Raw genomic sequence first — 23,222 nt, forward strand, 5'->3', positions numbered from 1 at the left:
GATACCCAGATGGAGACTCAAGACAAGATGAACGGCGCGGAAAGCCTGGTGAAGACGCTGCTGGCCTGCGGCGTGGACACCTGCTTTGCCAACCCCGGCACCAGCGAGATGCACTTCGTGGCCGCGCTCGACCGCATTCCCGGCATGCGCTGCGTGCTGGGGCTGTTCGAAGGCGTGGTCACCGGCGCGGCCGATGGCTACGCGCGCATGGCCGACAAGCCGGCCGCCACGCTGCTGCACTGCGGCCCGGGGCTGGCCAACGGGCTGGCGAACCTGCACAACGCGCAGCGCGCGCAGACGCCGATCGTCAACATCGTCGGCGACCAGGCCACCTACCATCGCCCGCTCGATGCGCCGCTCACGGCCGATACCGAGGGCTGGGCCCGCCCGGTGTCGGTCTGGACGCGCACCGCGACGCACGCGGCGTCGGTCGGTGCCGATGCGGCCGCAGCCGTGCAGGCCGCGCGCGGCGCGCCGGGCGGCATCGCGAGCCTGATCCTGCCATCCGACGTGTGCTGGGACGACGGCGGCCAGGTGGCCGGGCCGCTGCCCGCGCTGCCGGTGCCGAAGGTGTCGCCCGATGCCGTGCAGAAGGCTGCGCGCGTGCTGCGCAGCGGCCAGCCGACGCTGATCGTGCTGGCCGGCGGCGCGCTGCGCGAAGCGGCGCTGGCCGATGCGCACCGCATCGCCGCCGCCACGGACGCGCGGCTGATCACGCCGATGTCGAACGCCCGCGTGACGCGCGGCCGGGGCCGGCTGGCCGTCGACCGCATTCCGTATTCGGGCGATGCGGCGCGCCAGAAGCTGGCTGGCATCCGCAACGTGATCCTGGTGGGTGCGCCGGCGCCGGTCACGTTCTTCGCGTATCCGGGCAAGTCGCCGCGCCCGTATCCCGAGGATGCGGTGATCCACGTGCTGGCCCGCGCCGAGGAAGACCTGGGCGAGGCGCTGGCGCGGCTGGCCGATGAAGTGGGCGCACGGGGCGCGGCGCTGCCCGCGTCCACGCCCCCGGCCACGGAAGTCGCGCGCGGCGCGATCACGTCGGAAGCGGTGGCGCAGTCGCTGACCGCGCTGCTGCCCGAGCAGGCCGTGGTGGTGGAGGAAAGCGTGAGCTTTGGCCGTGCGTTCTATCCGGGCACGGTGCACGCGGCGCCGCACGACTGGCTGCAGCTGACTGGCGGCGCCATCGGCGCGGGCCTGCCGCTGGCCACGGGCGCGGCCATCGCGTCGCCGGGCCGCCGCGTGGTGGCGCTGCAGGCCGACGGCTCGGGCATGTACACGCTGCAATCGCTGTGGACCATGGCGCGCGAGCGGCTGGACGTGACCGTGGTGCTGCTGGCCAACCGCAAGTACGCCATCCTGCTCGGCGAGCTGGCCGGCGTGGGCGCCAATCCCGGCAAGACGGCGATGGACATGCTGGACCTGGGCAACCCGGACCTGGACTGGGTGGCGATGGCCAACGGCATGGGCGTGGAGGCCGCGCGCGCCGATACGATGGACGCGTTCAACGACCTGTTTGCCAGCGCCAACCAGCGCAAGGGGCCGTTCCTGATCGAACTGGTGATCTGACCGCGCGCCGATCCACCTGATCCAGCGTCTTCCATTGTGGCAACCGTGGGTGCCCCCCAGCATGGGGGCACCCCAACGGCCACAACGGAGGTCATCATGAGGCAGGCATGGATTGGCTTGGCGGCGCTGGCGAGCCTGCCGGGCTTGCCCGGCTGCGTGCACACGCCACCGCCCACGCAGACGCTTACCGACGGCAGCAACAACATCGTCTGCAATTTCTCGCACCGGCTGCCCGACGACCCCATCGTCTATCCGGGCCAGCCGGGCATCTCGATGCAGCACGACTTCTTCGGCAACACCACGGCCAACGCGTACACCACGGCCAGCACGCTGCAGCGCGTGTCCGGCACGACCTGCGAGAACGCGGCCGATGCGTCGGGCTACTGGGCGCCGTCGCTGCGGCTGCCGGACGGCACGGTGGTGGCGCCGATGTACCAGAAGACCTACTACACGAACCAGGCCGTGCCTTCGAGCCGCCGGGTGACGGTGCGGCCGTTCCCGCTGGGGTTGCAGATGATGGTCGGCGACCATTCCGGCAGCGGGCCGAACCCGCGCGTCTCGTTCCTGTGCACGGGCCGGGGCTACACCAACACGATCCCGACCAACTGCAAGCCCGACCCGGAGACCGGCACGCAGTTCAACATCGGCATGAACTTCCCCACGTGCTGGGACGGCCGGACGCTGGCGCCGGTGATGGGCGGCCGCGACAACATGGCCTACCCGGACAACGACGGCAACTGCCCGGCCGGCTACCCGGTGCACCTGCCCGAGGTGAACATGAACATCGCGTACCGGCTGGGGCAGATCACGGACCTGACGAACGTGCAGCTTTCGCTCGATCCGGAGCTGGATGCGCAGGGCAACGTGGTGCGCCAGCGCTGGGGGTCGCTGTACACGGCCCATGGCGACTTCTTCATGGGATGGCGCGAGCAGGCGGCGCGGTTCATGGCCGAGTACTGCATGAACAAGGGCCGCGTGTGCAACCGGGAGGTGGCCTACGCCTATGACGAGGTGGCCGAGGACGCCACCGTGCGCAGCGGCGACGCCACCAACCGGGGCGGGGAGCCCGCGCTGTACGCCGAGCAGGCCAGCGGCACGACGCCCGAGTCGACCATCTACATCAAGGTGCGCATCCCGTCGGGCGCGGCGGCGCTGCCGCCGGATTTCGCGGCGCGCTACGTGCTGCTGGTGGACGGCGGCAACGTGACCGACACGTCGGCCGTCAACATCCACGCGTACAGCGTGTCCACGGCGTGGTCGGAGCAGACGATCTCGGGCACCAACGCGCCGGCGTGCAGCGGCACCAGCGCCGCGCTCTACCTCGACAACACGATGCAGTACCGGGGCTTCACGGTCACCCAGGCCGTCAACGAGGCGCTGGCCGCCGGGCGGGACACCGTGGCGTTCTGCATCCGCGGCGCGGGCGCGGGGCGGGTGTTCCAGTTCAGCAGCCGGGAGAGCGCTAACAAGCCCGTGCTGTACCTGATCGCCGTGAATCCGCTGCCAAGCTGAACGTCAGCGGTCGACCTCGGCCCAGGCCGACATGGCCTGGCCGCCGGCGTCGTCGCCGGTCCAGAGCACGACCTTGCCCGGTGTGGCGGGGTCGTCCATGCCGCCGACGGTCACCGTGTCCTGGTGGAACAGCGGCGCCACGCCCCGGAAGCCGAAGCGGCGCACGCGGGCATCGGGTCGAGCCTGCCGCAGCAGCTCCAGCGTCAGCATGGCCTGCAGCGGGCCATGGACGATCAGGCCCGGATAGCCTTCCACGTCGCGCACGTAGTCGAGGTCGTAGTGGATGCGGTGGCCGTTGAACGTCAGCGCCGAGAAGCGGAACAGCATCACCGGATCGGCCTGGAGCGTGCGGCCGAACTGCGCCGCGTGCGGCAGGCGGGGGCGCGGCGGCTGCGGCTGGCCGCGCTCGGGCATCGCGCGGTAGACGATGTCGTGGCGCTCGGTCAGCCGGGTCTCGCCGCCGACCGTGTACTGGTGGTCCACGCCGACGAACCACAATTCGCCAGTGCGGCCCGACTTGTGCTGGACATCGGCAATCGTCGACGTCTTGGTGACCGTCTCGCCGACCGACAGCCCCCGGTGGAACGTCAGCTCGCCGCCGGCCCACATGCGGCGCGGCAGCGGCACGGGCGGCAGGAAGCCGCCCAGCGCGGGGTGCCCGTCCGGGCCCAGCGTGTGCTGCGGCGCGCGCGGCAGGAAGTAGAGCCAGTGCCAGAGCGGCGGCAGCGGCTGCGCGGCGATGGCGGGGCCGTCGAGGTCGAAGGTGGCGGCCAGCGCGTGCACGGGTTCGGCGGCGAGCGTCTCGGTGCGCGTCTCCGAGCGGCCGATCCATTCGCGCAGGTGTTCGAGCGTAGGGGTGGTCATCGTGGCTCCAGGGGTCATTGGGCGGCGGGCAGCCAGTCGTTGACGTGCGCCTCGCCGTCCAGGCGCCAGACGCGCGCGATGATGGCGCGCATCTCGGCCTCGCTGGCGCCGTGGCGGAACGCGCCAAGCTGCACGGCCTTGGCTTCCAGTTCGGGCCGCGACAGCGTGTTGTCGGGGTCGCCCTTGGGCACGTCCACGCGCGCTTCGAGCGTGCGGCCGTCGGTGGTGCGCACGGTCACGCGGCCCATCCACTGGCGCGGATAGGCGGCGTTGATCTCGTCGTCGAGCGCCATCGACACCCGGTTGCAGAATGCGGCGATGCGCGGGTCCTGCAGCGCGTGCTGCTCGAACTCGCCCAGGCCGGCGTGCGCGTGCACGGCCACCAGGCCCAGCACGGTGCCCATCGAGAACTTGGCCTGGTGGATCGTGACCGGGTTGACCACGGGGCCGAGCACGTCGATGGCGCCCTGGTGCACGTGGGCCGTCACGGCGTCGATCTGGTCGGCCTGCAGCCCCTCGCGCAGCATCAGCGCCTTGAGCGCGTCGGCGGCGGGGTGGGTGTGGCGGCACGACGCGAAGAACTTGAACGACGTTTCGGCCGTGGCCCAGCGCGTGCCCAGCCCGTCGGTCAGCGCGGCGGGATTGGCGTCGCTGGACATGCCGGCGGCCATGCCCTGCGCGCCTTCGAGGATCTGCTTCGCCCCGGTAAAGCCGGCGCGCGCCAGCCAGGCCGATTGCAGGCCGTCGGCGGCGGCCTTGGCCGTGTGGAGCTGCTTGGAATCGGCGGCATCGCGCAGGAATTCCCACAGGCCGGCGGCCTGCGTGCCGGCGGAGCCGAGCGCCTGGTTGATGCCTTCGGCGTCCAGCCCGTAGAGCTTGGCCACCGCCGCGGCGGCGGCCAGCGTGCCGACGGTGCCCGTGGTGTGGAACACGCGGTAGTGCGAGCGGCCCATGAATTCGCCGATGCGGATGCCGGCCTCGTAGCCGGCGATCGACGCCAGCAGCACGTCGGCTCCGGTCTTGCCCTCGGCCTGGGCCGCGGCCACCACGGCCGGGAAGACCACGGCGGCCGGGTGCAGCACCGAGCCGTTGTGCACGTCGTCCTGCTCCACCACGTGCGACGACGCGCCGTTGATCAGCGCGGCGAAGTAGGGCGAGGTGCGGCGGCGGTCGACAAAGACTTCGGCGTCGCCGGTGGACGGGCCCATCGCGGCGGCGAATTCCTGGATGCGGCGGATGGCCGGGGCGTCCTTGCCGGCGATGGCGGACGCGATCCAGTCGAGAAACAGGTCCTGCGTGCGCGCCACCACGGGCGCGGGTACGTCTTCGAGCTTCAGGCGCGCCAGGAAGTCGCAGAGCTGGCGGGTCGGGTAGAGGTCGGTGGGCATGGGCAGTGGGGCGGAATCAGAACGAACGTGGCAGGTCGAGCACGTGCTCGGCCACGTAGGACAGGATCAGGTTCGTCGAGATCGGCGCCACCTGGTAGAGCCGGGTCTCGCGGAACTTGCGCTCGATGTCGTATTCGGCGGCAAAGCCGAAGCCGCCGTGCGTCTGCAGGCAGACGTTGGCCGCTTCCCACGAGGCATCGGCGGCCAGCAGCTTGGCCATGTTGGCTTCCTTGCCGCAGGGCTTGCCGGCGTCGAACAGCTGCGCTGCCTTGTAGCGCATCAGGCTGGCCGCTTCCACGTTGACGTAGGCGCGCGCGATCGGGAACTGCACGCCCTGGTTCTGGCCGATGGGGCGGTCGAAGACGATGCGCTCGCGGGCATAGCCGCTGGCGCGCTCGACGAACCAGTAGCCGTCGCCAATGCACTCGGCGGCAATCAGGATGCGCTCGGCGTTCAGGCCGTCGAGGATGTACTTGAGGCCGCGGCCTTCCTCGCCGATCAGGTTCTCGGCAGGGATTTCAAGGTTGTCGAAGAACAGCTCGTTGGTCTCGTGGTTGACCATGTTGCGGATCGGCTGCACGGTCAGGCCGTTGCCGATGGCCTCGCGCAGGTCCACGACGAACACGGACAGGCCCTCGGACTTCTTCTTCACCTGGTCCAGCGGCGTGGTGCGGGCCAGCAGCAGCATCAGGTCAGAGTGCTGCACGCGCGAGATCCACACCTTTTGGCCGTTGATCACGTACTTGTCGCCCTTGCGGACGGCGGTGGTCTTGAGCTTGGTGGTATCGGTGCCCGTGGTGGGCTCGGTGACGGCCATCGACTGCATGCGCAGTTCGCCCGAGGCGATGCCGGGCAGCCAGCGCTGCTTCTGGGCGTCGGAGCCGTGGCGCAGCAGGCATCCCATCACGTACATCTGGCCGTGGCAGGCGCCGGAGTTGCCGCCGTTGCGGTTGATTTCCTCCATGATCACGGACGCGGCCGTCAGCGGCAGGCCCGAGCCGCCATACGCCTCCGGGATCAGCGCGGACAGCCAGCCGGCCTGGGTCAGGGCCTGGACGAATTCCTCGGGAAAGCCGTTGTGTTCCTCGATCCGCTGCCAGTAGGCGGAGTCGAACTGCGCGCAGAGGTCGCGTACGGCCTCGCGGATTTCGGGGTAGAGCTGGTCGGGGTCCTGCGCTGCTTGCATGGCGATGTCCGGTCGATGTCGGGGAGTGGTGGCCATTATTCCCCGAGCCGCCCCGGCCGCCCTATTCGGATTTGCTGAAGCGCGGCTTTTGCGGGGCTTAGGGTTTGCCTGGGCCGGTCAGGGTTATCCCGTGGCTTTTCCGGCGCCGTGTCCAGCCTTCGGCAAATCGGAATTGTGTGCGGCGGCGTTTGCTTTCACGCTGGCACCTGGATGATTTCGCAGCCCGAACGAGAGACGCGCGACACGCGCGCAGACCGGAGACGACGCATGACCCGCATGATCCGCATGATCCCTTTCCCCACCCTGATCCCCCGGATGCCGGCCTGGCTGGCCTGGGCCGCCATGAGCGTGGCCGCCGTGGCGGTGACGCCCGGCACGGCGCTCGCGGCCGACCCGTACCCGTCGCGGCCCATCACGATGGTGGTGCCGTTCGCGGCGGGCGGCCCCACCGACGTGGTGGCGCGCTCGGTGGCCGCGGCGATGTCGAAGTCGCTGGGCCAGAGCGTGGTGGTCGAGAACCGGCTGGGCGCGGGCGGCACGGTGTCGGCCGCCTACGTGGCCAAGTCGGCGCCGGACGGCTACACGATCCTGATCCACCACAACGGCATGGCCACCGCGCCGGCGCTCTATTCCAAGTTGCCCTACAAGCCGCTGACCGATTTTTCGTTCGTGGGCCAGGTAGCCGACGTGCCGATGACGCTGCTGGGCCGCCACGACCTGCCGGCCAGCACGCTGCCCGAGCTGGTCAGCTACATCAAGCAGAACCAGACCAAGGTGAACCTGGCCAATGCGGGGCTGGGCGCGGTGTCGCAGCTGTGCGGCATGCTGTTCCAGAAGGCGATCGGCGTGGACCTGCAGACCATCCCTTACCAGGGCACGGCGCCGGCGCTGACCGCGCTGCTGGGCGGGCAGGTGGACATCCTGTGCGACCAGACCACGCAGACGCTGCCCCATATCAAGTCCGGCAAGGTCAAGCTGTACGGCGTAACCACGACCGAGCGGATTCCGGCGCTGCCGGACACGCCGACGCTGCGCGAGGGCGGGCTGAAGGGCTTCGAGGTCAAGGTCTGGCACGGCATCTACGCCCCCAAGGGCACGCCGCCGGCCGTCATCGACAAGCTCAACGGCGCCCTGCGCGCGGCGCTCAAGGACCCGGCCGTGGTGACCCGCATGACGGAACTGGGCGCGGTGATCGTGCCGGCCGACAAGCAGACCCCCGAAGGACTGCACACGTGGCTGGCATCGGAGATCGACAAGTGGTCGCCGATCATCAAGGCCGCGGGGGTGAAGGCGGATTGATGGGTTGAACCGGCCAGGGAGCAACGAGGCAGCGGCAGCCGGTTTCTACACCGGCTGCCTTGCCGCTTCCGCCAGGTACTGGATCAGGGTTTCCGCGAACTGCGGCAGCTCGCGGCCCGGGCGGCGCACCAGGCGCAGCTCGCGGCGGGCCCAGTCGTCTTCCAGCTTGATGAAGCGCAGCACCTTGCGGCTGGCGTAGCGGCGCGCGCAGCTGTTCGGCACGATGGCGATGCCCGCGCCCGCTTCCACCATCCGGCACACCGCGTCGAAGCTGCCCACCTGGATGCGCAGGCTGATGCGCTTACCCATGCCGCCGGCAATGCGGTCCAGAAACGACTGGATCGCCGATGACTGGTTCAGGCCCACGAAGCGGCAGGTATCGAGCAGATCGGCGAAATGCAGCGCCTTGAACGCCGGCAGCGCATGGTTGACGGGCGCGATGACGATCAGTTCGTCGCTGCACAGGTGCATGGCGTCCAGGTCGGCCGTGGCCACTTCTCCGGCCACGATGCCCAGGTCGGCGGCGCCGGCGCCCACCGCCGAGACGATGTCGGCCGACAGGTGTTCTTCCAGCTCGACATCGACATCGGGGTTCTCGGACAGGAAGCGCGACAGCCCGTGCGCCAGGAACGAGTTGGTGGCCGTGGTGTTGGCCAGCAGGCGGACGCGACCCTTGACGCCCTTGGCATAGGGCCGCAGGTCGGCGTGCAGGCATTCCAGCTGGCGGAACACCTCGCGGGCGTGGCGCAGCAGTTCGTCGCCAGCGGGCGTCAGGCGGACGCCCTTCACCTGGCGGATCAGCAACTGCGTCTGGAACGCTTCCTCCAGTTGCTTGATGCGGGAGCTGGCGGCGGGCAGGGACAGGAAGCTGCGTTCCGCGGCGCGGGTCAGGTTCTCGGTTTCCCCGACATTGAGGAAGAGGCGCAGGTCGGTCAGGTCGTAGTGCATGGGTTCAGCGGGCGTGAAGCCCGCTTTTGTCATTCGAGAATTCCACAAACGGCGCCGCCAATTTATCGTATCCGCCTCGGCAATAGAACGGGGGCCAGTCCGGACCCCGGTAATCCGGCAGCCAAGGAGGCAAAGATGAGTGGAATGATGGCAGGCAAGGTCGTGGTGGTGACGGGCGCAGGCGGCGGCATTGGCCGTGGCATCGCGCTGGGCATGGCCGCTGCCGGCGCGCGCGTGGTGGCGAACGACCTTGGCGTATCGATGAGCGGCGAGGGCGGCGACGCCGGCCCGGCGCAGCGCGTGGTCGAGGAGATCCGGGCCGCCGGCGGCGAGGCCGTGGCCAGCACCGACAGCGTGTCCACGTGGGCCGGCGCCAATGCCATCGTGCAGTGCGCGATGGACAATTTCGGCCGCATCGACGCCGTGGTCAACAATGCAGGCAACCTGCGCGACCGCATGTTCTTCAAGATGAACGAGGAAGAATGGCGGTCCGTGATCGACGTGCACCTGCACGGCACGTTCTTCGTCAGCCGGGCGGCGGCCAGCTATTTCAAGGACCAGGAGGGTGGGGCGTTCGTGCACATGACGTCGACCTCCGGGCTGATCGGCAACCTGGGGCAGGCCAACTACTCGGCGGCCAAGCTCGGCATTGCGGCGCTGTCCAAATCGATCGCGCTGGACATGCAGCGCTTCAACGTCCGGTCGAATTGCATTGCACCATTTGCCTGGAGCCGGATGACCAGCTCGATCCCCGCCGAGACGCCCGAGGAAAAGGCGCGCGTGGCCCGGCTGCAGAAGATGGAGGCGGGCAAGATCGCCCCGGTGGCGGTGTTCCTGGCCAGCGACGCGGCGCAGCAGGTGAACGGCCAGATCTTTGCCGTGCGCGCCAACGAGATCATGCTGATGAGCCAGCCGCGCCCGGTGCGCTCGGTCCATACCAGCGAAGGCTGGACGCCCGAGACCGTGGCCGAGATCGCCATGCCGGCCATGCAGGGCAGCTTCTTCAAGCTCGAACGCTCGCCCGATGTGATCAACTGGGATCCGATCTGATCCACCGGAGTCACCCCGGGGCGCCGCAGCCGCCGCATTCCACGTGCGGCACCGCACGCTGCGGCGCAGCAACGCCAGTGCGTGGCACGCAACCTGCTCATTCGGTCCTTATCCTGGCTTATTCGACTTTCGTGATGTCGGCCAGGCGTTTGGCGCCGGTCCCGCGCACCTCGACTGTGCGGCGTGGCGGGCCGGGACGCATGGCGGTGCATGCGCGCGCCCGGCGATGTGCGTGACGCGGGCTGGCACTCTCGCGCCGACAGTGCTGGTGCGACGCGCCGCGCGTGCGTCATTGGGTCGCATGCCGCGATGACGCCGGCGGCGACGTTGCCGGCCGGCAGACTTTCCATGTCGCGCACAGGGTCATGCGTGCATGATGGTGCGGCGGCGAACATGCCGCGAGGCTGGCTCGCCGCGCATGCGCGGCGCGCGCTTCGATATGCGAAAAGCGGGGGAAATCATGCGTTTGCACGATGCCGGCGGCGGCAGCGTTCATGCATCGCGCCGCGCTGACTGTAGGAGCGCAGCCGACAGTTGCTGTCAGATGTTTCCGGATTTGATGGGCCGTTACACAACACGCTGTGCATCATCCGCGCTTAAGGTGTAATGTGTGTCACAAGCATGGTCAATGGCCCGTCGCAGCGGGGTGATGACGCGAGGGTTCGGTGAACGGCGTGCATGTCATGAGCGTGCGTGTCGGCGACCGAACCGACCGGCAACAGAAGCGGTCAACTCCGGATTCACGTTCGCCGTTATTTGACTATGATGAAGTAAAGACTTCGCAACTTGGCAACTCCACCAGGCCGGGGTGGTGGACCAGCAAAGTTGCCGCGAAGATCTTAGGGGAGTAGAACTACCTTCGCCTCGGACGTGGGACTCTGACGGGAGTGAGGTATGGACATTTTTGGCCACTACGCCACGCGCTTCGAAGCTCGCAAGGAAGAGGAATACAGCATCCAGGAGTACCTGGAGATCTGCAAGAAGGATCCTACTGCCTACGCGACCGCTGCCGAACGCATGCTCGCCGCAATCGGACAGCCCGAACTGGTGGACACCCACCACGATCCGCGCCTGTCCCGACTGTTCTTCAACAAGGTGATCCGGGTCTACCCGGCGTTCCGCGACTTCTATGGCATGGAGGACACGATCGAGCAGATCGTCTCGTTCTTCAAGCACGCGGCGCAGGGCCTGGAAGAGCGCAAGCAGATCCTCTATCTGCTGGGGCCTCCCGGAGGCGGCAAGTCGTCGCTGGCCGAGAAGCTCAAGGCGCTGATGGAAGAGATTCCCATCTACGCACTGAAGGGCTCGCCCATCCATGAATCGCCGCTCGGCCTCTTCTCTCCGGAAGAGGACGGCAAGATCATGGAGGAAGACTATGGCATTCCCATCCGCTACCTGAATACCATCCCGTCGCCGTGGGCCGTCAAGCGGCTGCACGAGTTCAACGGGGACATCACCAAGTTCCGCGTGGTGAAGCTGCGGCCGTCGGTGCTGGCGCAGATCGCCATCTCCAAGACCGAGCCGGGCGACGAAAATAACCAGGACATCTCGTCGCTGGTGGGCAAGGTCGACATCCGCAAGCTGGAAGACTTTCCGCAGGACGATCCGGACGCGTACTCGTATTCGGGCGGGCTCTGCCTGGCCAACCGCGGCCTGCTGGAGTTCGTGGAAATGTTCAAGGCACCGATCAAGGTGCTGCACCCGCTGCTGACCGCCACGCAGGAAGGCAACTACAAGGGCACGGAAGGCTTTGGCGCGATTCCGTTCGATGGCGTCATCCTGGCCCACTCGAACGAGGCCGAATGGCAGACGTTCAAGGCGGACAAGAACAACGAGGCATTCCTGGACCGGATCTACATCGTCAAGGTGCCGTACTGCCTGCGCGTGTCCGACGAGGTGAAGATCTACGACAAGCTGCTGCGCAGCAGTTCGCTGTCCGCCGCGCCCAACGCCCCGAACACGCTGAAGATGATGGCGCAGTTCGCGGTGCTCACGCGGATCAAGGAGCCCGAGAACTCGAACATCTTCTCGAAGATGCGCGTCTACGACGGCGAAAGCCTCAAGGACGTGGACCCGAAGGCCAAGTCGTACCAGGAGTACCGCGACTACGCCGGCATCGACGAGGGCATGAACGGGTTGTCCACGCGCTTCGCGTTCAAGGTGCTGTCCAAGGTCTTCAACTTCGACAACACCGAGGTGGCCGCCAATCCGGTGCACCTGCTCTACGTGCTCGAACAGCAGATCGAGCGCGAGCAGTTTCCGCCGGAGCAGGAAGCCAAGCTGATGTCGTACATCAAGGAGTACCTGACCACGCCTTATGTGGAGTTCATCGGCAAGGAGATCCAGACGGCGTACCTGGAATCGTATTCCGAGTACGGGCAGAACATCTTCGACCGCTACGTGGTGTTTGCCGACCTGTGGATCCAGGACCAGGAGTACCGCGATCCGAACACCGGTGAAATCCTTGACCGCAACGCACTGAACGACGAGCTCGAAAAGGTGGAGAAGCCGGCGGGCATCTCGAACCCGAAGGACTTCCGCAACGAGATCGTCAACTTCGTGCTGCGGGCGCGTGCCAACAATGGAGGCAAGAACCCGGTCTGGACCAGCTACGAGAAGCTGCGGATGGTGATCGAGAAGCGCATGTTCTCCACCACGGAGGACCTGCTGCCGGTGATCTCGTTCAACGCGAAGTCGTCGCGGGAGGACCAGGACAAGCACGAGAACTTCGTCAACCGCATGGTTGAGAAAGGCTATACACCCAAGCAGGTTCGGCTTCTGGTGGAGTGGTATCTGCGCGTCAGGAAATCGTCGTAATTACACCGGACGCGGTCTTTTTCCACGGCGCTGACTTTTCTGGCGTCTTAACAGGCGGGCGAACGGCATATGGCTACGGTCATCGATCGGCGCGAGAACGGCGGCAATAAAAGCGCCGTCAATCAGCAACGCTTCATCAAGCGCTACCGCGAGCAGATCCGGCAAGCGGTGGCGAAGGCGGTGTCCGGCCGGAAGATCATGGACATCGAACAGAGCGGGCAGGTGTCCATTCCGGTCAAGGACATCTCCGAGCCGATTTTCCATCACGGCCAGGGCGGCAAGCGGGAGTGGATCCACCCGGGCAACAAGAAGTTCGTCAAGGGTGACAGCTTCGACCGCCAGCAGCAGGGCAGTGGTGGGACCGGGTCGCGTGCCAGCGACAGCGGCGAGGGCGAGGATGAGTTCGTCTTCACGCTGTCGCGCGAGGACTTCCTGAACTTCTTCTTCGAGGACATGGCGCTGCCGGACCTGGCCAAGCGCCACCTTGCCAAGATTGCCGAGGTGCGCAAGGTGCGCGCCGGCTACTCCATCGACGGCACGCCTTCGAACCTGTCGATCCTGCGCACGATGCGCAGCTCGCTGGGGCGGCGCATCGCGCTGTCGAGCCCCTACATGAAGCGCCTGCACGAACTGGAAGCCGAGTACGGCGAGGTGCTGGAGAAGGAGGGCCCGTACTCCGAACGCGCCGAGGCGCTGATGGAAAAGATGCGGCACCTGCGCGCGCAGGTGGACCGCGTGCCCTTCATCGAGAAACTGGACCTGCGCTACAACAACCGTGTGCTCAAGAAGCGGCCCCAGGCCCAGGCGGTGATGTTCTGCCTGATGGACGTGTCGGGGTCGATGGACGAAAGCCGCAAGGACCTGGCCAAGCGCTTCTTCATGCTGCTGTACCTGTTCCTGAAGCGGAACTACGAGCGCATCGACGTCATCTTCATCCGGCACCACACGGTGGCGAAGGAAGTGGACGAGGAAGATTTCTTCCATTCGCGGGAGTCCGGTGGTACCGTGGTTTCGAGCGCGCTGAAGCTGATGGTGGAAGTGATCCACGACCGCTATCCGCCGAGCCAGTGGAACATCTATTGCGCCCAGGCGTCGGACGGCGACAACTGGGCCGGCGATTCCGAACTGTGCGGCAGGCTGCTGCGCGAGTCGATCCTGCCGCTGGTGCAGTACTACGCGTATGTGGAAGTTGCATCGGAGGAACCGCAGAACCTGTGGGAGGAGTACCTGACGGTGAAGAGCCAGTTCGAGCACTTTGCGATGCAGCGCATCATCGGTGCCGACGAGATCTACCCCGTCCTGCACGACCTCTTCCAGAAGCGCGCGGCGTGACACGTCACTGGGGAAGTCCATGGCTTATCTATCGACGGGCTCGGAGTGGACCTTCGAGCTGATCCAGCGTTATGACCGGGAGATCGCCCGCATCGCCGGCGAATTCGGCCTGGATACCTATCCGAACCAGATCGAGATCATCACGGCGGAGCAGATGCTGGACGCCTACGCGTCGGCCGGGCTGCCGGTGGGCTACAACCACTGGTCGTACGGCAAGCACTTCCTGTCGTCGGAGCGCAGCTACCAGCGCGGCTACATGGGGCTGGCCTACGAGATCGTCATCAACTCCAACCCGTGCATCGCCTACCTGATGGAGGAAAACACGATGCCGATGCAGGCGCTGACGATTGCGCATGCCTGCTACGGCCACAACTCGTTCTTCAAGGGCAACTACCTGTTCCGCACGTGGACCAATGCGGACGCCATCATCGACTACCTGCTGTTCGCCAAGAACTACGTGGCCGAGTGCGAACAGCGCTACGGCGAGCAGGAAGTGGAACTGCTGCTGGATTCCTGCCACGCGCTGCAGAACTACGGCGTGGACCGCTACAAGCGGCCCAAGAAGCTGTCGATCACCGAGGAGCAGGCCCGCCAGGCCGAGCGCGAGAACTACCTGCAGATGCAGGTGAACGACCTCTGGCGCACCCTGCCCAAGCACCGCCCCCACGCGCTGCGCGAGGAGGAGGAAGCGGCGGAAATGGAGGCCAGCTTCCCGCCCGAGCCGCAGGAGAACCTGCTGTACTTCATCGAGAAGAACGCGCCCAAGCTGCAGCCGTGGCAGCGCGAGATCGTGCGGATCGTGCGCAAGATCGCGCAGTATTTCTATCCGCAGCGCCAGACCAAGGTCATGAACGAAGGCTGGGCCACGTTCTGGCACTACACGATCATCAACAAGCTCTACGAGGAAAAGCTGGTCAACGATGCATTCATGCTGGAGCTGCTGCAGGCCCACACCAACGTCATCTACCAGCCGCCGTACCACAGCCCGTACTACAGCGGGCTGAACCCGTACACGGTGGGTTTCCTGATGTTCCAGGACCTGCGCCGCATGTGCGAGGACCCCACCGAGGAAGACCGCCGCTGGGCGCCCGAGATTGCCGGCAGCGACTGGCGCGAGACGCTCGACTTTGCGATGCGCAACTTCAAGGACGAGAGCTTCCTGCTGCAGTTCCTGTCACCGCGCGTGATCCGCGAGCTGAAGCTGTTCTCGGTGCTGGACGACGACCGCGAGGGCAAGCTCCGCGTGACGGCGATCCACGACGACGAAGGCTACCGCGAGATCCGCCGCCTGCTGGCCACGCAGTACGACCTGTCGAACATGGAGCCGAACATCCAGGTGACCAACGTCGACATCGGCGGCGATCGCTCGCTGACGCTGCGGCACCTGCAGCAGGACCGCCGGCCGCTGGCACAGAACTTTGATGAAGTGGTGCGGCACGTGACCCGCCTGTGGGGCTTCACGGTGCGGCTGGAAGTGGTTTACGAAGATGGCCGGCGCGAACTCAAGTACGAGTGCAAGCCGGAACGCCGGCACCACCAGCATCGGAAGGCGGCGTAGGGGGAAGGTTTGCTCCCTTCTCCCATTTGTGGGAGAGGGGAGAAAGCATCGAAACGGTAACGGAACCCGTTACCGCCCCCGCTCCTGTCCCCGCGGCCTTGCCGTCGAGCATGCGCCCGCCCGTTCCAGATCCACGCCAGGCAGCAGATGCAGCAGCCGTACCAGTTCCGACTGGCGGTGCGTGCCGGTCTTGCGCAGCGTGTCGCGGATATGCACGCGCACGGTGTGCGGCGACAGGAATTCGCGTTCGGCGATCTCGTTGAGCGTTTCGCCGGCCGCCAGGCGGATCGCGATGATGCTTTCCTTGCGCGACAGCCCGAACAGCGACGTCAGCACGCCGGCGTCGAGCACCGAGCGCGACTCCGAGTTGCCGAGCAGCATCATCGCCATCGGCAATTGCCACGGTCCCTCCACGGGCTGGCGCGACACCAGCGGCATGACGATGATCGGCACCGGCTGGCCGCCCGAGGTGATGTGCATCCACGACCCCGCCGCGGCGCCGCCATGGCGGCCGCCGTGCACGGCGTTGTCCAGCAGCTTGCGCAGCGTGGCCTGCAGCGATTCGGGCTGGGCGCACAGTACGCCGTTGTCGAGCGCCAGGTTGGCGTCGGCCTGCACCAGCGCCTCGGCCCAGCTATTGGCGTAGCGCACGCGCATGTCGGCCTGCAGGGCCATGACGCCGAAGTCGAGCGTGTCCAGCCCGGCCAGGCCCAGGGACGCCAGGCCGCTCAGTTCGAAGTTGCGATGCTGCATGCGCGCCGCGCGCGCCCAGTGGGGCATGACCTGCGCCACGCGGCGGTTGCAGTCCAGGCCGTGGCAGTCGTCGCAGCCGGGCGTGGCGCTCATCCAGACGCAGACGTCATGGGTATCGAACAGCCGGATGCCATGGGCCAGCCCGTTGCAGTCGAACGGCATGGCGTCGGCGGGATGGGTGTCGACGAGCATCCCGGCGGTGGCGCGCGGGGCGATGGCGGCGTGCGAGGGCAGCGTGCGCATGCTTTCGGGCATGTTGCCGGCGCTGGTGTAGCAGCCGTGGCGCGTGACGCCCAGGCGGGCCTGCCCGGCGAGCTTGTCCCATATCAGGTAGCTCGGGCTGGCGGAACACGTGTAGTGGGAAAACAGGTCCAGGGCGGCCGGCATGGCGGCCACGTCCATGGCGGACTCATAGATGCGATCGACCAGACGATCGAAGACGTCGTCGGCAGACAAGTGTTCGCCCATTTCTTTTTTCCCCGGTGGCAAACGCCTTTTCCTCAAGGCCGCTGCGTCGGTGCGCGACCCTTCTTTTGTTGTGGTGACAGTGCCGTGCTCCCGTTGTCCGGGATCGCCTCCACGACGGCCGTCCGTGCAACGATGATCGCGCATGAACTGGCCGGGGGAATATCCCGCCAAGGGAGGGGGCATGTCCGGCATTGCGGCGCCACGCCTGCCTTTCCGGCCGTCCGGCGTGGCGGCGAGAGCCGCTGCGACAGATGGCCGAGATAGTAATGCCGTGACCCGCGTATTTCAAACGATTCGGCGCCCCGGGCCGGCGTCCGCATTGCGCAAATGCGACAACGGACGCCGTCGCGCGCATCGCCCGGCACATTGGCCGACCGTTATCGTGGTCTTCCCTGAGCCGAGGTGACGAGTTCGGCGCCCGCGCCAGCCGCCGCGCTCAGCCCCGCTTCGGCGGCGGCCTGAGCGGCCGCGCCATTGCCGCCATCGACCTGCACGGTCACGTACGGCGCCGCCATGCGGATGCCCTCGGCGTCGAAATTGCGCTTGAGCCGGGCGTTGAACGCGCGCGAGATCTCGGCCTGCGTCAGCGGCCGGGTCTTGAACTGGGCCAGCACGACCTGGCCGTTCGGATCGAAGCGGTCCAGCCCCAGGATGTCCAGCCCGGAGAGCAGGTTGCGCGAATAGCGGTGGTCGCGGGCCACCTCGGCGCCGGTCTCGCGGATGATCTCCAGCGCGCGGTCGAAGTCGCTCTGGTAGGCAATGGAGATGTTGAACACCGCGAACGCATAGTCGCGCGACAGGTTCTTCACCGCCTTGATCTGGCTGTACGGCAGCGTGTGCAGCGCGCCCTTGCCGTCGCGTAGCCGCACGGTGCGAATGGTCATGCCCTCCACCACGCCGGCGTGGTCGGGCAGTTCGATCGAGTCGCCGATCGCGATGGAATCCTCGATGACGATGAACAGCCCGGTGATCAGGTCCTGCACCAGGCTTTGCGCGCCAAAGCCGATGGCCAGGCCGACCACGCCGGCGCCGGCCAGCAGCGGCGTGACGTTGACGCCCAGGTTGGCCAGCACCGCGATCATCGCCACCACCAGCAGCGCCACGAACGACGCATTGCGCACCAGCGGCAGGATGGTCTTGGCCCGCATGCTCGGCTGCGCGGCGCGCGTGGACGACGGCGTCAGGGACTGCGTGATGGCCGTATCGATGACAAGCCACACCAGCCACGCCAGCAGCACCACGCCAATCACGCTCAGCACGGACTCGGTGATATGCCGGCCCAGCACGGTCGAATCGGCAAGCTGGATCAGCGACGTGCCCCAGATACGTGCATTGAATTCCAGGAACGCCAGCCAGATCACCACGCGCATCAGCGCCACGCCAAAGCGGGCAAAGCGCTGCAGGTAGGCCGAGCGGCGGCGGTCACGCAGCCGGGGCGCCCGCACCGTGGCCTTGGGCGAGCGGCCCGCCACCAGCGTCAGCAGGATGGCCGCCACGAACAGCGCCACGGTGACCACGGCGCGCCGCAGGAATTCGTCGGCCCGGCCGGTGGCCATGACCGTGCCGATGACGGACGCCGCCACCACGGCCAGCATCGGCAGGTACCACGCCTGCCCGGCCATGCGCAGCAGCTCCATCAGCGCCGGGTGTTCCTGCCGGAACGCGAACGGCCGGAACGCGATGAGCTGACCGATGGCCCGGCGGAACCGCACGGCAAACACGCCGATCAGCATGGCGGCCAGGATATTGGCAAAGGTGCTGATCAGCGCCGACAGGTTCACGCCCAGCGCCGCAATCACGCGCGTATCGTTATTGGCCTCGCCCAGCGCGGCCAGCGCGCCGGTGACGAACAGCAGCATCGGCGAATGGAGCAGCAGGTCGCGCACCGCGTGCTTGCGATGGCCGGACTGGAACAGCGCGAAGATGACCTGGCAGACCGCCGACATCAGCGCGCCGGCCAGGATGGCATAGGCCACCAGCACCGCGCCCATGCTCGCGGGCGTGCGGCCGAAGACCTTGTAGGCCAGCAGTATGGTCAGCGCGAAGGCCGCGATCCACGGCCCGATCCGCCGCAGGAAATAGATGCCGACGTCCACCCAGGACGGCACCACCGGCAGCGCCGTGGAGCGCTTGGGCCGGATGCGGCTGCGATGGAGCCGCCGCGACAGCTCGAACAGCAGCCAGCCCGTGAGCGCCCATCCCGCCAGCACGATGCCGAACTCGCGCCACGACTCCATCGCGGCGCGCGTCTGGCCAACCGTCACGGCCTCGCGCAGCTCCTCGCCGGCAAACCGCATGCGCCAGCGCCAGTACTGCCATGGCCCGCGATCCTTGTGCGGGCCATTGTCGATTTCCTGCAGCGCCTGGGCGACGGCGCCGATCAGCCCCGTGGCCGGCTCGCTGGCGGCCGCGGCTGGTGCCGACGCGTCCAGCCCCTGGCGCAGCGTCTGCAACTGCGCCACCAGCGCCTGGCGTTCGGCATCGTTCTGCAGCGTGCCGATGACCTGGTCCAGGGACTTGGCCAGCGCCGCGCTGGCCGGTGGCGCAGAGGCGGCGCCGTTGGCCGGGGCCTTGACGGCGTTGAGCAGGGGCGAGCCGGCGCCCCATGCCGTGCCGCTGAGCAGCAGCATCAGGCACAGGGCTTGGAACCAGGCCAGAACCAGTGGACGGGGGCGCGAGCAATGCATGAAGAAAGGGGCGCGGGCGGTGGATGTCGCCGTCAGATAGCCAGCATGCGCGTCACTGTAGCGCATTGGCCATGCCGGCTGCAGCAAGTCGGCTTGGGAGCGCTTTCGCGGCCCGGCAACGAAAATCAAAAAATTTGAATAACTCGTCCGCGAATGCGTCACTTACAGGCCGGGGCCGAAGCCTATAGTTCTGTTCATGGACAGCGCGCAACGCTGAAACCGGCCAGGCAGACAAGCAGCGACGCAGCCGGGACCATTCACAACAACTGAACAAATTTTTGATCGAATTCGGAGAGAAATCATGACCAAGACCACCGCCCTCAAGATTGCATCGACCCTGGTTCTGTCGCTGGCCGCGCTGGGCGCCGCCCAGGCCGAGACGGTTTCCGCGGACAAGTATGGCTACACGTTCCGCACGACGGCCTCGGCCGACACGTACGGTTACGGCTTCCGGACACACGATGCGTTCACGGACGGCGCCCGCACCGGCAAGCCCGACGCCTTCACGGACGGCGCCCGCACGGTAGCCGGCCTCGACAGGGCAGGCGTGTCGGCCGCCCCGGGCCGCACGGCCGATCCGTACCTGGACGGCGCCCGCAACGCCGATCCCTATACCGATGGCGCCCGCTTCGTGGCCGGCCGCGATCGCGTCGGGGTGTCGGCCGAACCGGCCCGCAGCTTCGACCCGTACCTCGACGGCGCCCGTGCATGATCGATGTCACCCGCATTCCGCAAGGCGTTACGTAACCCGTAACGCCTTTTTTGTTGGCAGAGCGCCTGCCGACCGGCCCATCCGGCACTGTTTTGCGCCCGACTGAAGTGGGGTAACGCGGCGCGGAACGTCCGCCTGGCGCGGGCTGGCGGCCGGCCGATTGAAACGGGGGTATGGCAACGCGCGGCGCGTGCCGATATTGGCATGTCGTTTGCAGACTATCCCGGCAAACGCGGCGCCACCGTTGCGCCAGACTTGCCGACCGGGAGACCACCATGTTCCAGAACCTTGCTGCCTCCGTCCATGATGTGATCGTCCGCGATGCCGCCATCGTCGCGGCCATCGACGCCGCCATGCTTGGCCGTCGCACCGACTATGCCGGCCTGCCGATGGCGTGGAAGATGTTCTGCGAGGCGTCGCACGTGGCGACGCTGAACGACGTGCTGCGCCACGCCTTCATCGAGCGCGTGGCCAACGAGCGCGGCGCCGACGTGGCGCTGCGGCTGAAGGCCAAGGCCGAGTCGATCCGCGCCGAAGCCATCGCGCGCCTGCGCTGAGGCGCTGGCCCGGCGGCATTGGGCTACCATGGCGGCTTTGCCGCCGGAGTCGCCATGCCGCCGATCGAGACGCTGCTGCCATTTCTGGGAATCGCCTTGTTGCTGAGCCTGGCGCCGGGGCCGGACAACATCTTCGTGCTGCTGCAATCGGCCATGCACGGCACGCGCGCCGGGCTGACCGTGGTGCTGGGCCTGTGCACCGGGTTGCTGGTGCATACGGCCGTGGTGGCGGTGGGGCTGGCCGCGCTGCTGGCGGCGTCGGCCGTGGCGTTCACGATCCTGAAGGTAGCCGGGGCGCTCTACCTGGTGTATCTCGCCTGGCAGGCGTTCCGGGCACCGGTCGGGCAGGTCGGCACGCCCGGGCACGCCGCCCGGCCGGTCCGCAACATGTATCTGCGCGGCGTGGTCATGAACCTGACCAATCCCAAGGTCGTGATCTTCTTCCTGGCTTTCCTGCCGCAGTTCGTCAACCCGCAACAGGGCCACGTGGCGGTCCAGCTCATGGTGCTGGGCTTCGTGTTCATCGTGGCCACGCTGCTCGTGTTCGGGTCGATCGCGTGGTTTTCGGGCGCGTTCGGCCGCGTGCTGATGCGCTCGGCGCGCGTGCAGCGGGCGGTCAACTGGTTCGCGGGCACGGTGTTCCTGGCGCTGGCCGGCCGGCTGGTGCTGTCCCAGCGCTAGCGCCGCCGTTCAGGCAAACGTGATGGCGCGGCGCCGCTCCGGGTGTTCCAGATGCGGCACATTGTTGAAGCTCAGCAGCCGCTGCGTGCCGCGTCCCACGATCAGTTCGCAGAAGCCGGTGTTGCGGAACTGCAGGTTCAGCTCGATGGCCGTCTGCGTGGGCGCGCCGAGCAGGTCGGCAATGGCCCGGCCAATCGCGCCGCCCGAACTCACCACCAGCAGGGCATCCTCGCGCGCGGCGCCCTCGGTGGCCGTGGCCAGCGCCGCCTGCATGCGGGCGCCGAACGCCGCCCAGGTCTCGGGCATGCCGGGCAGCCCGTCCTGTGTCCACGCCGCAAACGCGGCCCGGAACGTGCGCCAGTAGTCCTGGTAGTCGCCGTTCTGGTGGGCGCGATGGTCGGCGCCGTTCGTAAAGCTGCGGTAGAGCGATTCGCCGTCGTACTCGTTCAGGCCGGCGTGGGTTTCCACGGCCACGCCGCCGGCGCCCATCCCGGCCAGGATTTCGGTCGCCGTGTCCTGCTGGCGCACCAGCGACCCGGCCACCACGCGCCGGAACTGCAGCCCGCGGTCCCGGAAATACTCCCCGAGCCAGCGTGCCTGCTGGCGGCCGACGTCCGACAGGCAGTCGTAGTTCGCGGCGCCAAAGGAGGCTTGTCCGTGACGGACGAGGAAGAGCGTGGCCATGATCGGGTGGGGGCTTGGGGTAGGAATGCCGCGATTCTAGATCGGGCCATTCCGGCGGAGCCAGCAGGCCCCGCCGGAATTCATGACGGCCATGGTTTCGCTGCATGCCGAGCAGCGGCGCGCCAGGCCGGGCGGGGCGAAAGTCAGTCCAGCGTCACGCCGGTGTCGGCGGTCAGCTTCAGCACCACCGGCAGGTAGGCCTTGTACGCGCGCTCGGCCTCGGCCGGCGTGTTGCCCACCGGCTCGGCGCCCATCTCGTCGATTCTGGCCTGCATCTCCGGCGTGCGCACCAGCGCGGACACCTCGCGGCCCAGCCGTTCGATCACCGCGTCGGGCGTCTTGGCCGGCGCCAGCAGCGTGGTCGGGCCGACGATCTTGTACGCCGCGTCGCCATAGCCGGCTTCGGCAAACGTCGGCACGTCGGGCAGCGCCCTGGCGCGCGTGGTGCCGGCCACGGCCAGCGGACGCAGCTTGCCGGTGGCCAGGTGCTGGCGCAGCGTGGTGATCGACCCGATCGTCACGTTGACCTGCCCGGCCAGCAGGTCGCTGACCATCGGCCCCTCGCCACGGTAGGGCACGTGCAGGATGTCGACGCCGTAGGTCTTGTCCATGTATGCCTGGATCGTGTGCGGCTGGGTGCCGGGCCCCCACGACCCCATGCGCAGCTTGCCGGGTTCCTTCTTTGCGTAGGCCAGCAGTTCGTTGACCGTCTTGACCGGCACGCTGCTGTTGACGGCCAGCACCGTGCGCGCCAGGGCCACGTCCGAGATCGGCCGCAGGTCGGTGCGCGGGTCGTACGGCAGCTTCTTGTAGAGCGCCAGGTTGGCCGTGATCGGGCCCGGAATCGTCATCAGCAGCGTGTAGCCGTCCGGCGCCGACTTGGCGACGAAATCCGTGCCGATGATGCCGCCCGCGCCGCTCTTGTTTTCCACCACCACGGGCTGGCCCAGCCGCTTGGACAGCCCGTCGGCCACCTGGCGTGCCAGCGTGTCGGTCAGCCCGCCGGCCGGGTAGGGCACCACCAGCCGGACCGGCTTGGTCGGGTAGTCGCCCTGGGCCGATGCCGCGAAGGGCAGCAGCGACAGCGCCGCGCAGGCAACGCGTGTCGCCCACCGCCGGCGGGGCGGCGTGGATTGCTTCATGGTGTGTCTCCTCTT

At 67.6% G+C, this 23,222-nt stretch carries 19 protein-coding genes; 10 read left to right on the top strand and 9 right to left on the bottom strand.

Annotation, left to right across the window (positions count from 1 at the left end):
* The first annotated feature begins 27 nt into the window (after positions 1-27).
* On the top strand, positions 28-1,569 hold the full coding sequence (locus QTN24_RS19715; protein ID WP_313839217.1) for an acetolactate synthase large subunit: 1,542 nt from the start codon (positions 28-30) through the stop codon (positions 1,567-1,569).
* A gap of 96 nt (positions 1,570-1,665) precedes the next feature.
* Positions 1,666-3,081: a DUF1996 domain-containing protein gene (locus tag QTN24_RS19720; protein WP_313839171.1), complete on the top strand. Its 1,416-nt coding sequence runs from the start codon at positions 1,666-1,668 to the stop codon at positions 3,079-3,081.
* Positions 3,082-3,084: 3 nt separating this feature from the next.
* Here the strand turns inward: QTN24_RS19720 and QTN24_RS19725 are convergent, their stop codons facing one another.
* Genes QTN24_RS19725 through QTN24_RS19735 form a run of 3 tightly spaced genes read right to left on the bottom strand, consistent with a single transcriptional unit; the run spans position 3,085 to position 6,519 of the window.
* Positions 3,085-3,945 carry a MaoC family dehydratase N-terminal domain-containing protein gene (locus tag QTN24_RS19725; protein ID WP_313839173.1) on the bottom strand — a complete coding sequence of 287 codons (861 nt, stop codon included), beginning with the start codon at positions 3,943-3,945 and terminating at the stop codon, positions 3,085-3,087.
* 14 nt (positions 3,946-3,959) lie between these two features.
* Positions 3,960-5,333 carry an MmgE/PrpD family protein gene (locus QTN24_RS19730; RefSeq protein ID WP_313839175.1) on the bottom strand — a complete coding sequence of 458 codons (1,374 nt, stop codon included), beginning with the start codon at positions 5,331-5,333 and terminating at the stop codon, positions 3,960-3,962.
* Positions 5,334-5,349: 16 nt separating this feature from the next.
* The gene (locus tag QTN24_RS19735; RefSeq protein WP_124685531.1) at positions 5,350-6,519 is read right to left on the bottom strand and encodes an acyl-CoA dehydrogenase family protein; all 1,170 of its coding nucleotides are present in this window, start codon (positions 6,517-6,519) and stop codon (positions 5,350-5,352) included.
* Between the two features lie 267 nt (positions 6,520-6,786).
* Here QTN24_RS19735 and QTN24_RS19740 point away from each other — a divergent pair, with 267 nt between their 5' ends.
* Complete coding sequence (locus QTN24_RS19740; RefSeq protein ID WP_409559057.1) at positions 6,787-7,818, top strand: tripartite tricarboxylate transporter substrate-binding protein; 1,032 nt, start codon at positions 6,787-6,789, stop codon at positions 7,816-7,818.
* Between the two features lie 45 nt (positions 7,819-7,863).
* Here the strand turns inward: QTN24_RS19740 and QTN24_RS19745 are convergent, their stop codons facing one another.
* Complete coding sequence (locus tag QTN24_RS19745) at positions 7,864-8,766, bottom strand: LysR substrate-binding domain-containing protein (RefSeq protein ID WP_313839220.1); 903 nt, start codon at positions 8,764-8,766, stop codon at positions 7,864-7,866.
* Positions 8,767-8,901: 135 nt separating this feature from the next.
* On the opposite strand from QTN24_RS19745, the gene QTN24_RS19750 reads away from it, so the two are divergent.
* On the top strand, positions 8,902-9,816 hold the full coding sequence (locus QTN24_RS19750; protein ID WP_124685530.1) for an SDR family NAD(P)-dependent oxidoreductase: 915 nt from the start codon (positions 8,902-8,904) through the stop codon (positions 9,814-9,816).
* Positions 9,817-10,105: 289 nt separating this feature from the next.
* On the opposite strand, the gene QTN24_RS19755 is transcribed toward QTN24_RS19750, so the two are convergent.
* A complete protein-coding gene (locus tag QTN24_RS19755) occupies positions 10,106-10,312 on the bottom strand; it encodes a hypothetical protein (RefSeq protein ID WP_313839177.1) in 207 nt (68 codons plus the stop codon).
* Between the two features lie 398 nt (positions 10,313-10,710).
* Here QTN24_RS19755 and QTN24_RS19760 point away from each other — a divergent pair, with 398 nt between their 5' ends.
* The 3 genes from QTN24_RS19760 to QTN24_RS19770 all read left to right on the top strand — a co-directional run bounded on the left by QTN24_RS19760 (position 10,711) and on the right by QTN24_RS19770 (position 15,523).
* The gene (locus QTN24_RS19760; RefSeq protein WP_124685528.1) at positions 10,711-12,633 is read left to right on the top strand and encodes a PrkA family serine protein kinase; all 1,923 of its coding nucleotides are present in this window, start codon (positions 10,711-10,713) and stop codon (positions 12,631-12,633) included.
* Positions 12,634-12,702: 69 nt separating this feature from the next.
* Entirely contained in the window at positions 12,703-13,965 is a 1,263-nt protein-coding gene (locus QTN24_RS19765) for a YeaH/YhbH family protein (protein ID WP_124685527.1), read from the top strand.
* Positions 13,966-13,984: 19 nt separating this feature from the next.
* Complete coding sequence (locus tag QTN24_RS19770; protein ID WP_124685526.1) at positions 13,985-15,523, top strand: SpoVR family protein; 1,539 nt, start codon at positions 13,985-13,987, stop codon at positions 15,521-15,523.
* Positions 15,524-15,592: 69 nt separating this feature from the next.
* Here QTN24_RS19770 and QTN24_RS19775 read toward each other — a convergent pair whose 3' ends face one another.
* Both QTN24_RS19775 and QTN24_RS19780 read right to left on the bottom strand, forming a co-directional pair.
* Positions 15,593-16,744, bottom strand: coding sequence for a helix-turn-helix transcriptional regulator (locus QTN24_RS19775; protein WP_313839182.1), 1,152 nt, complete (start codon positions 16,742-16,744; stop codon positions 15,593-15,595).
* A gap of 377 nt (positions 16,745-17,121) precedes the next feature.
* Positions 17,122-19,431, bottom strand: a complete 2,310-nt coding sequence (locus QTN24_RS19780; RefSeq protein ID WP_409559062.1) for a mechanosensitive ion channel family protein — start codon at positions 19,429-19,431, stop codon at positions 17,122-17,124.
* 301 nt (positions 19,432-19,732) lie between these two features.
* Here QTN24_RS19780 and QTN24_RS19785 point away from each other — a divergent pair, with 301 nt between their 5' ends.
* The 3 genes from QTN24_RS19785 to QTN24_RS19795 all read left to right on the top strand — a co-directional run bounded on the left by QTN24_RS19785 (position 19,733) and on the right by QTN24_RS19795 (position 21,381).
* A complete protein-coding gene (locus tag QTN24_RS19785; protein WP_313839185.1) occupies positions 19,733-20,143 on the top strand; it encodes a hypothetical protein in 411 nt (136 codons plus the stop codon).
* A 275-nt stretch (positions 20,144-20,418) separates the two neighbouring features.
* A complete protein-coding gene (locus QTN24_RS19790) occupies positions 20,419-20,700 on the top strand; it encodes a hypothetical protein (RefSeq protein WP_313839186.1) in 282 nt (93 codons plus the stop codon).
* A gap of 54 nt (positions 20,701-20,754) precedes the next feature.
* A complete protein-coding gene (locus QTN24_RS19795) occupies positions 20,755-21,381 on the top strand; it encodes a LysE family translocator (protein ID WP_313839187.1) in 627 nt (208 codons plus the stop codon).
* A 9-nt stretch (positions 21,382-21,390) separates the two neighbouring features.
* On the opposite strand, the gene QTN24_RS19800 is transcribed toward QTN24_RS19795, so the two are convergent.
* Both QTN24_RS19800 and QTN24_RS19805 read right to left on the bottom strand, forming a co-directional pair.
* Entirely contained in the window at positions 21,391-22,065 is a 675-nt protein-coding gene (locus QTN24_RS19800) for a histidine phosphatase family protein (protein WP_124685521.1), read from the bottom strand.
* 143 nt (positions 22,066-22,208) lie between these two features.
* The gene (locus QTN24_RS19805; RefSeq protein ID WP_313839189.1) at positions 22,209-23,207 is read right to left on the bottom strand and encodes a tripartite tricarboxylate transporter substrate binding protein; all 999 of its coding nucleotides are present in this window, start codon (positions 23,205-23,207) and stop codon (positions 22,209-22,211) included.
* Positions 23,208-23,222: the final 15 nt, after the last annotated feature.

Origin of the sequence: Cupriavidus sp. SZY C1 (genome assembly GCF_032190535.1) — a bacterium.
GTDB classification, from domain to species: Bacteria; Pseudomonadota; Gammaproteobacteria; order Burkholderiales; family Burkholderiaceae; genus Cupriavidus; species Cupriavidus pauculus_C.

What these genes read in the sequence shown, in the direction of transcription:
- QTN24_RS19715 (WP_313839217.1), top strand. Translation starts at nt 28, where the DNA reads ATGAACGGCGCGGAAAGCCTGGTGAAGACGCTGCTGGCCTGCGGCGTG.
- QTN24_RS19720 (WP_313839171.1), top strand. Translation starts at nt 1,666, where the DNA reads ATGAGGCAGGCATGGATTGGCTTGGCGGCGCTGGCGAGCCTGCCGGGC.
- QTN24_RS19725 (WP_313839173.1), bottom strand. Translation starts at nt 3,945, where the DNA reads ATGACCACCCCTACGCTCGAACACCTGCGCGAATGGATCGGCCGCTCG.
- QTN24_RS19730 (WP_313839175.1), bottom strand. Translation starts at nt 5,333, where the DNA reads ATGCCCACCGACCTCTACCCGACCCGCCAGCTCTGCGACTTCCTGGCG.
- QTN24_RS19735 (WP_124685531.1), bottom strand. Translation starts at nt 6,519, where the DNA reads ATGCAAGCAGCGCAGGACCCCGACCAGCTCTACCCCGAAATCCGCGAG.
- QTN24_RS19740 (WP_409559057.1), top strand. Translation starts at nt 6,787, where the DNA reads ATGACCCGCATGATCCGCATGATCCCTTTCCCCACCCTGATCCCCCGG.
- QTN24_RS19745 (WP_313839220.1), bottom strand. Translation starts at nt 8,766, where the DNA reads ATGCACTACGACCTGACCGACCTGCGCCTCTTCCTCAATGTCGGGGAA.
- QTN24_RS19750 (WP_124685530.1), top strand. Translation starts at nt 8,902, where the DNA reads ATGAGTGGAATGATGGCAGGCAAGGTCGTGGTGGTGACGGGCGCAGGC.
- QTN24_RS19755 (WP_313839177.1), bottom strand. Translation starts at nt 10,312, where the DNA reads ATGAACGCTGCCGCCGCCGGCATCGTGCAAACGCATGATTTCCCCCGC.
- QTN24_RS19760 (WP_124685528.1), top strand. Translation starts at nt 10,711, where the DNA reads ATGGACATTTTTGGCCACTACGCCACGCGCTTCGAAGCTCGCAAGGAA.
- QTN24_RS19765 (WP_124685527.1), top strand. Translation starts at nt 12,703, where the DNA reads ATGGCTACGGTCATCGATCGGCGCGAGAACGGCGGCAATAAAAGCGCC.
- QTN24_RS19770 (WP_124685526.1), top strand. Translation starts at nt 13,985, where the DNA reads ATGGCTTATCTATCGACGGGCTCGGAGTGGACCTTCGAGCTGATCCAG.
- QTN24_RS19775 (WP_313839182.1), bottom strand. Translation starts at nt 16,744, where the DNA reads ATGGGCGAACACTTGTCTGCCGACGACGTCTTCGATCGTCTGGTCGAT.
- QTN24_RS19780 (WP_409559062.1), bottom strand. Translation starts at nt 19,431, where the DNA reads ATGCATTGCTCGCGCCCCCGTCCACTGGTTCTGGCCTGGTTCCAAGCC.
- QTN24_RS19785 (WP_313839185.1), top strand. Translation starts at nt 19,733, where the DNA reads ATGACCAAGACCACCGCCCTCAAGATTGCATCGACCCTGGTTCTGTCG.
- QTN24_RS19790 (WP_313839186.1), top strand. Translation starts at nt 20,419, where the DNA reads ATGTTCCAGAACCTTGCTGCCTCCGTCCATGATGTGATCGTCCGCGAT.
- QTN24_RS19795 (WP_313839187.1), top strand. Translation starts at nt 20,755, where the DNA reads ATGCCGCCGATCGAGACGCTGCTGCCATTTCTGGGAATCGCCTTGTTG.
- QTN24_RS19800 (WP_124685521.1), bottom strand. Translation starts at nt 22,065, where the DNA reads ATGGCCACGCTCTTCCTCGTCCGTCACGGACAAGCCTCCTTTGGCGCC.
- QTN24_RS19805 (WP_313839189.1), bottom strand. Translation starts at nt 23,207, where the DNA reads ATGAAGCAATCCACGCCGCCCCGCCGGCGGTGGGCGACACGCGTTGCC.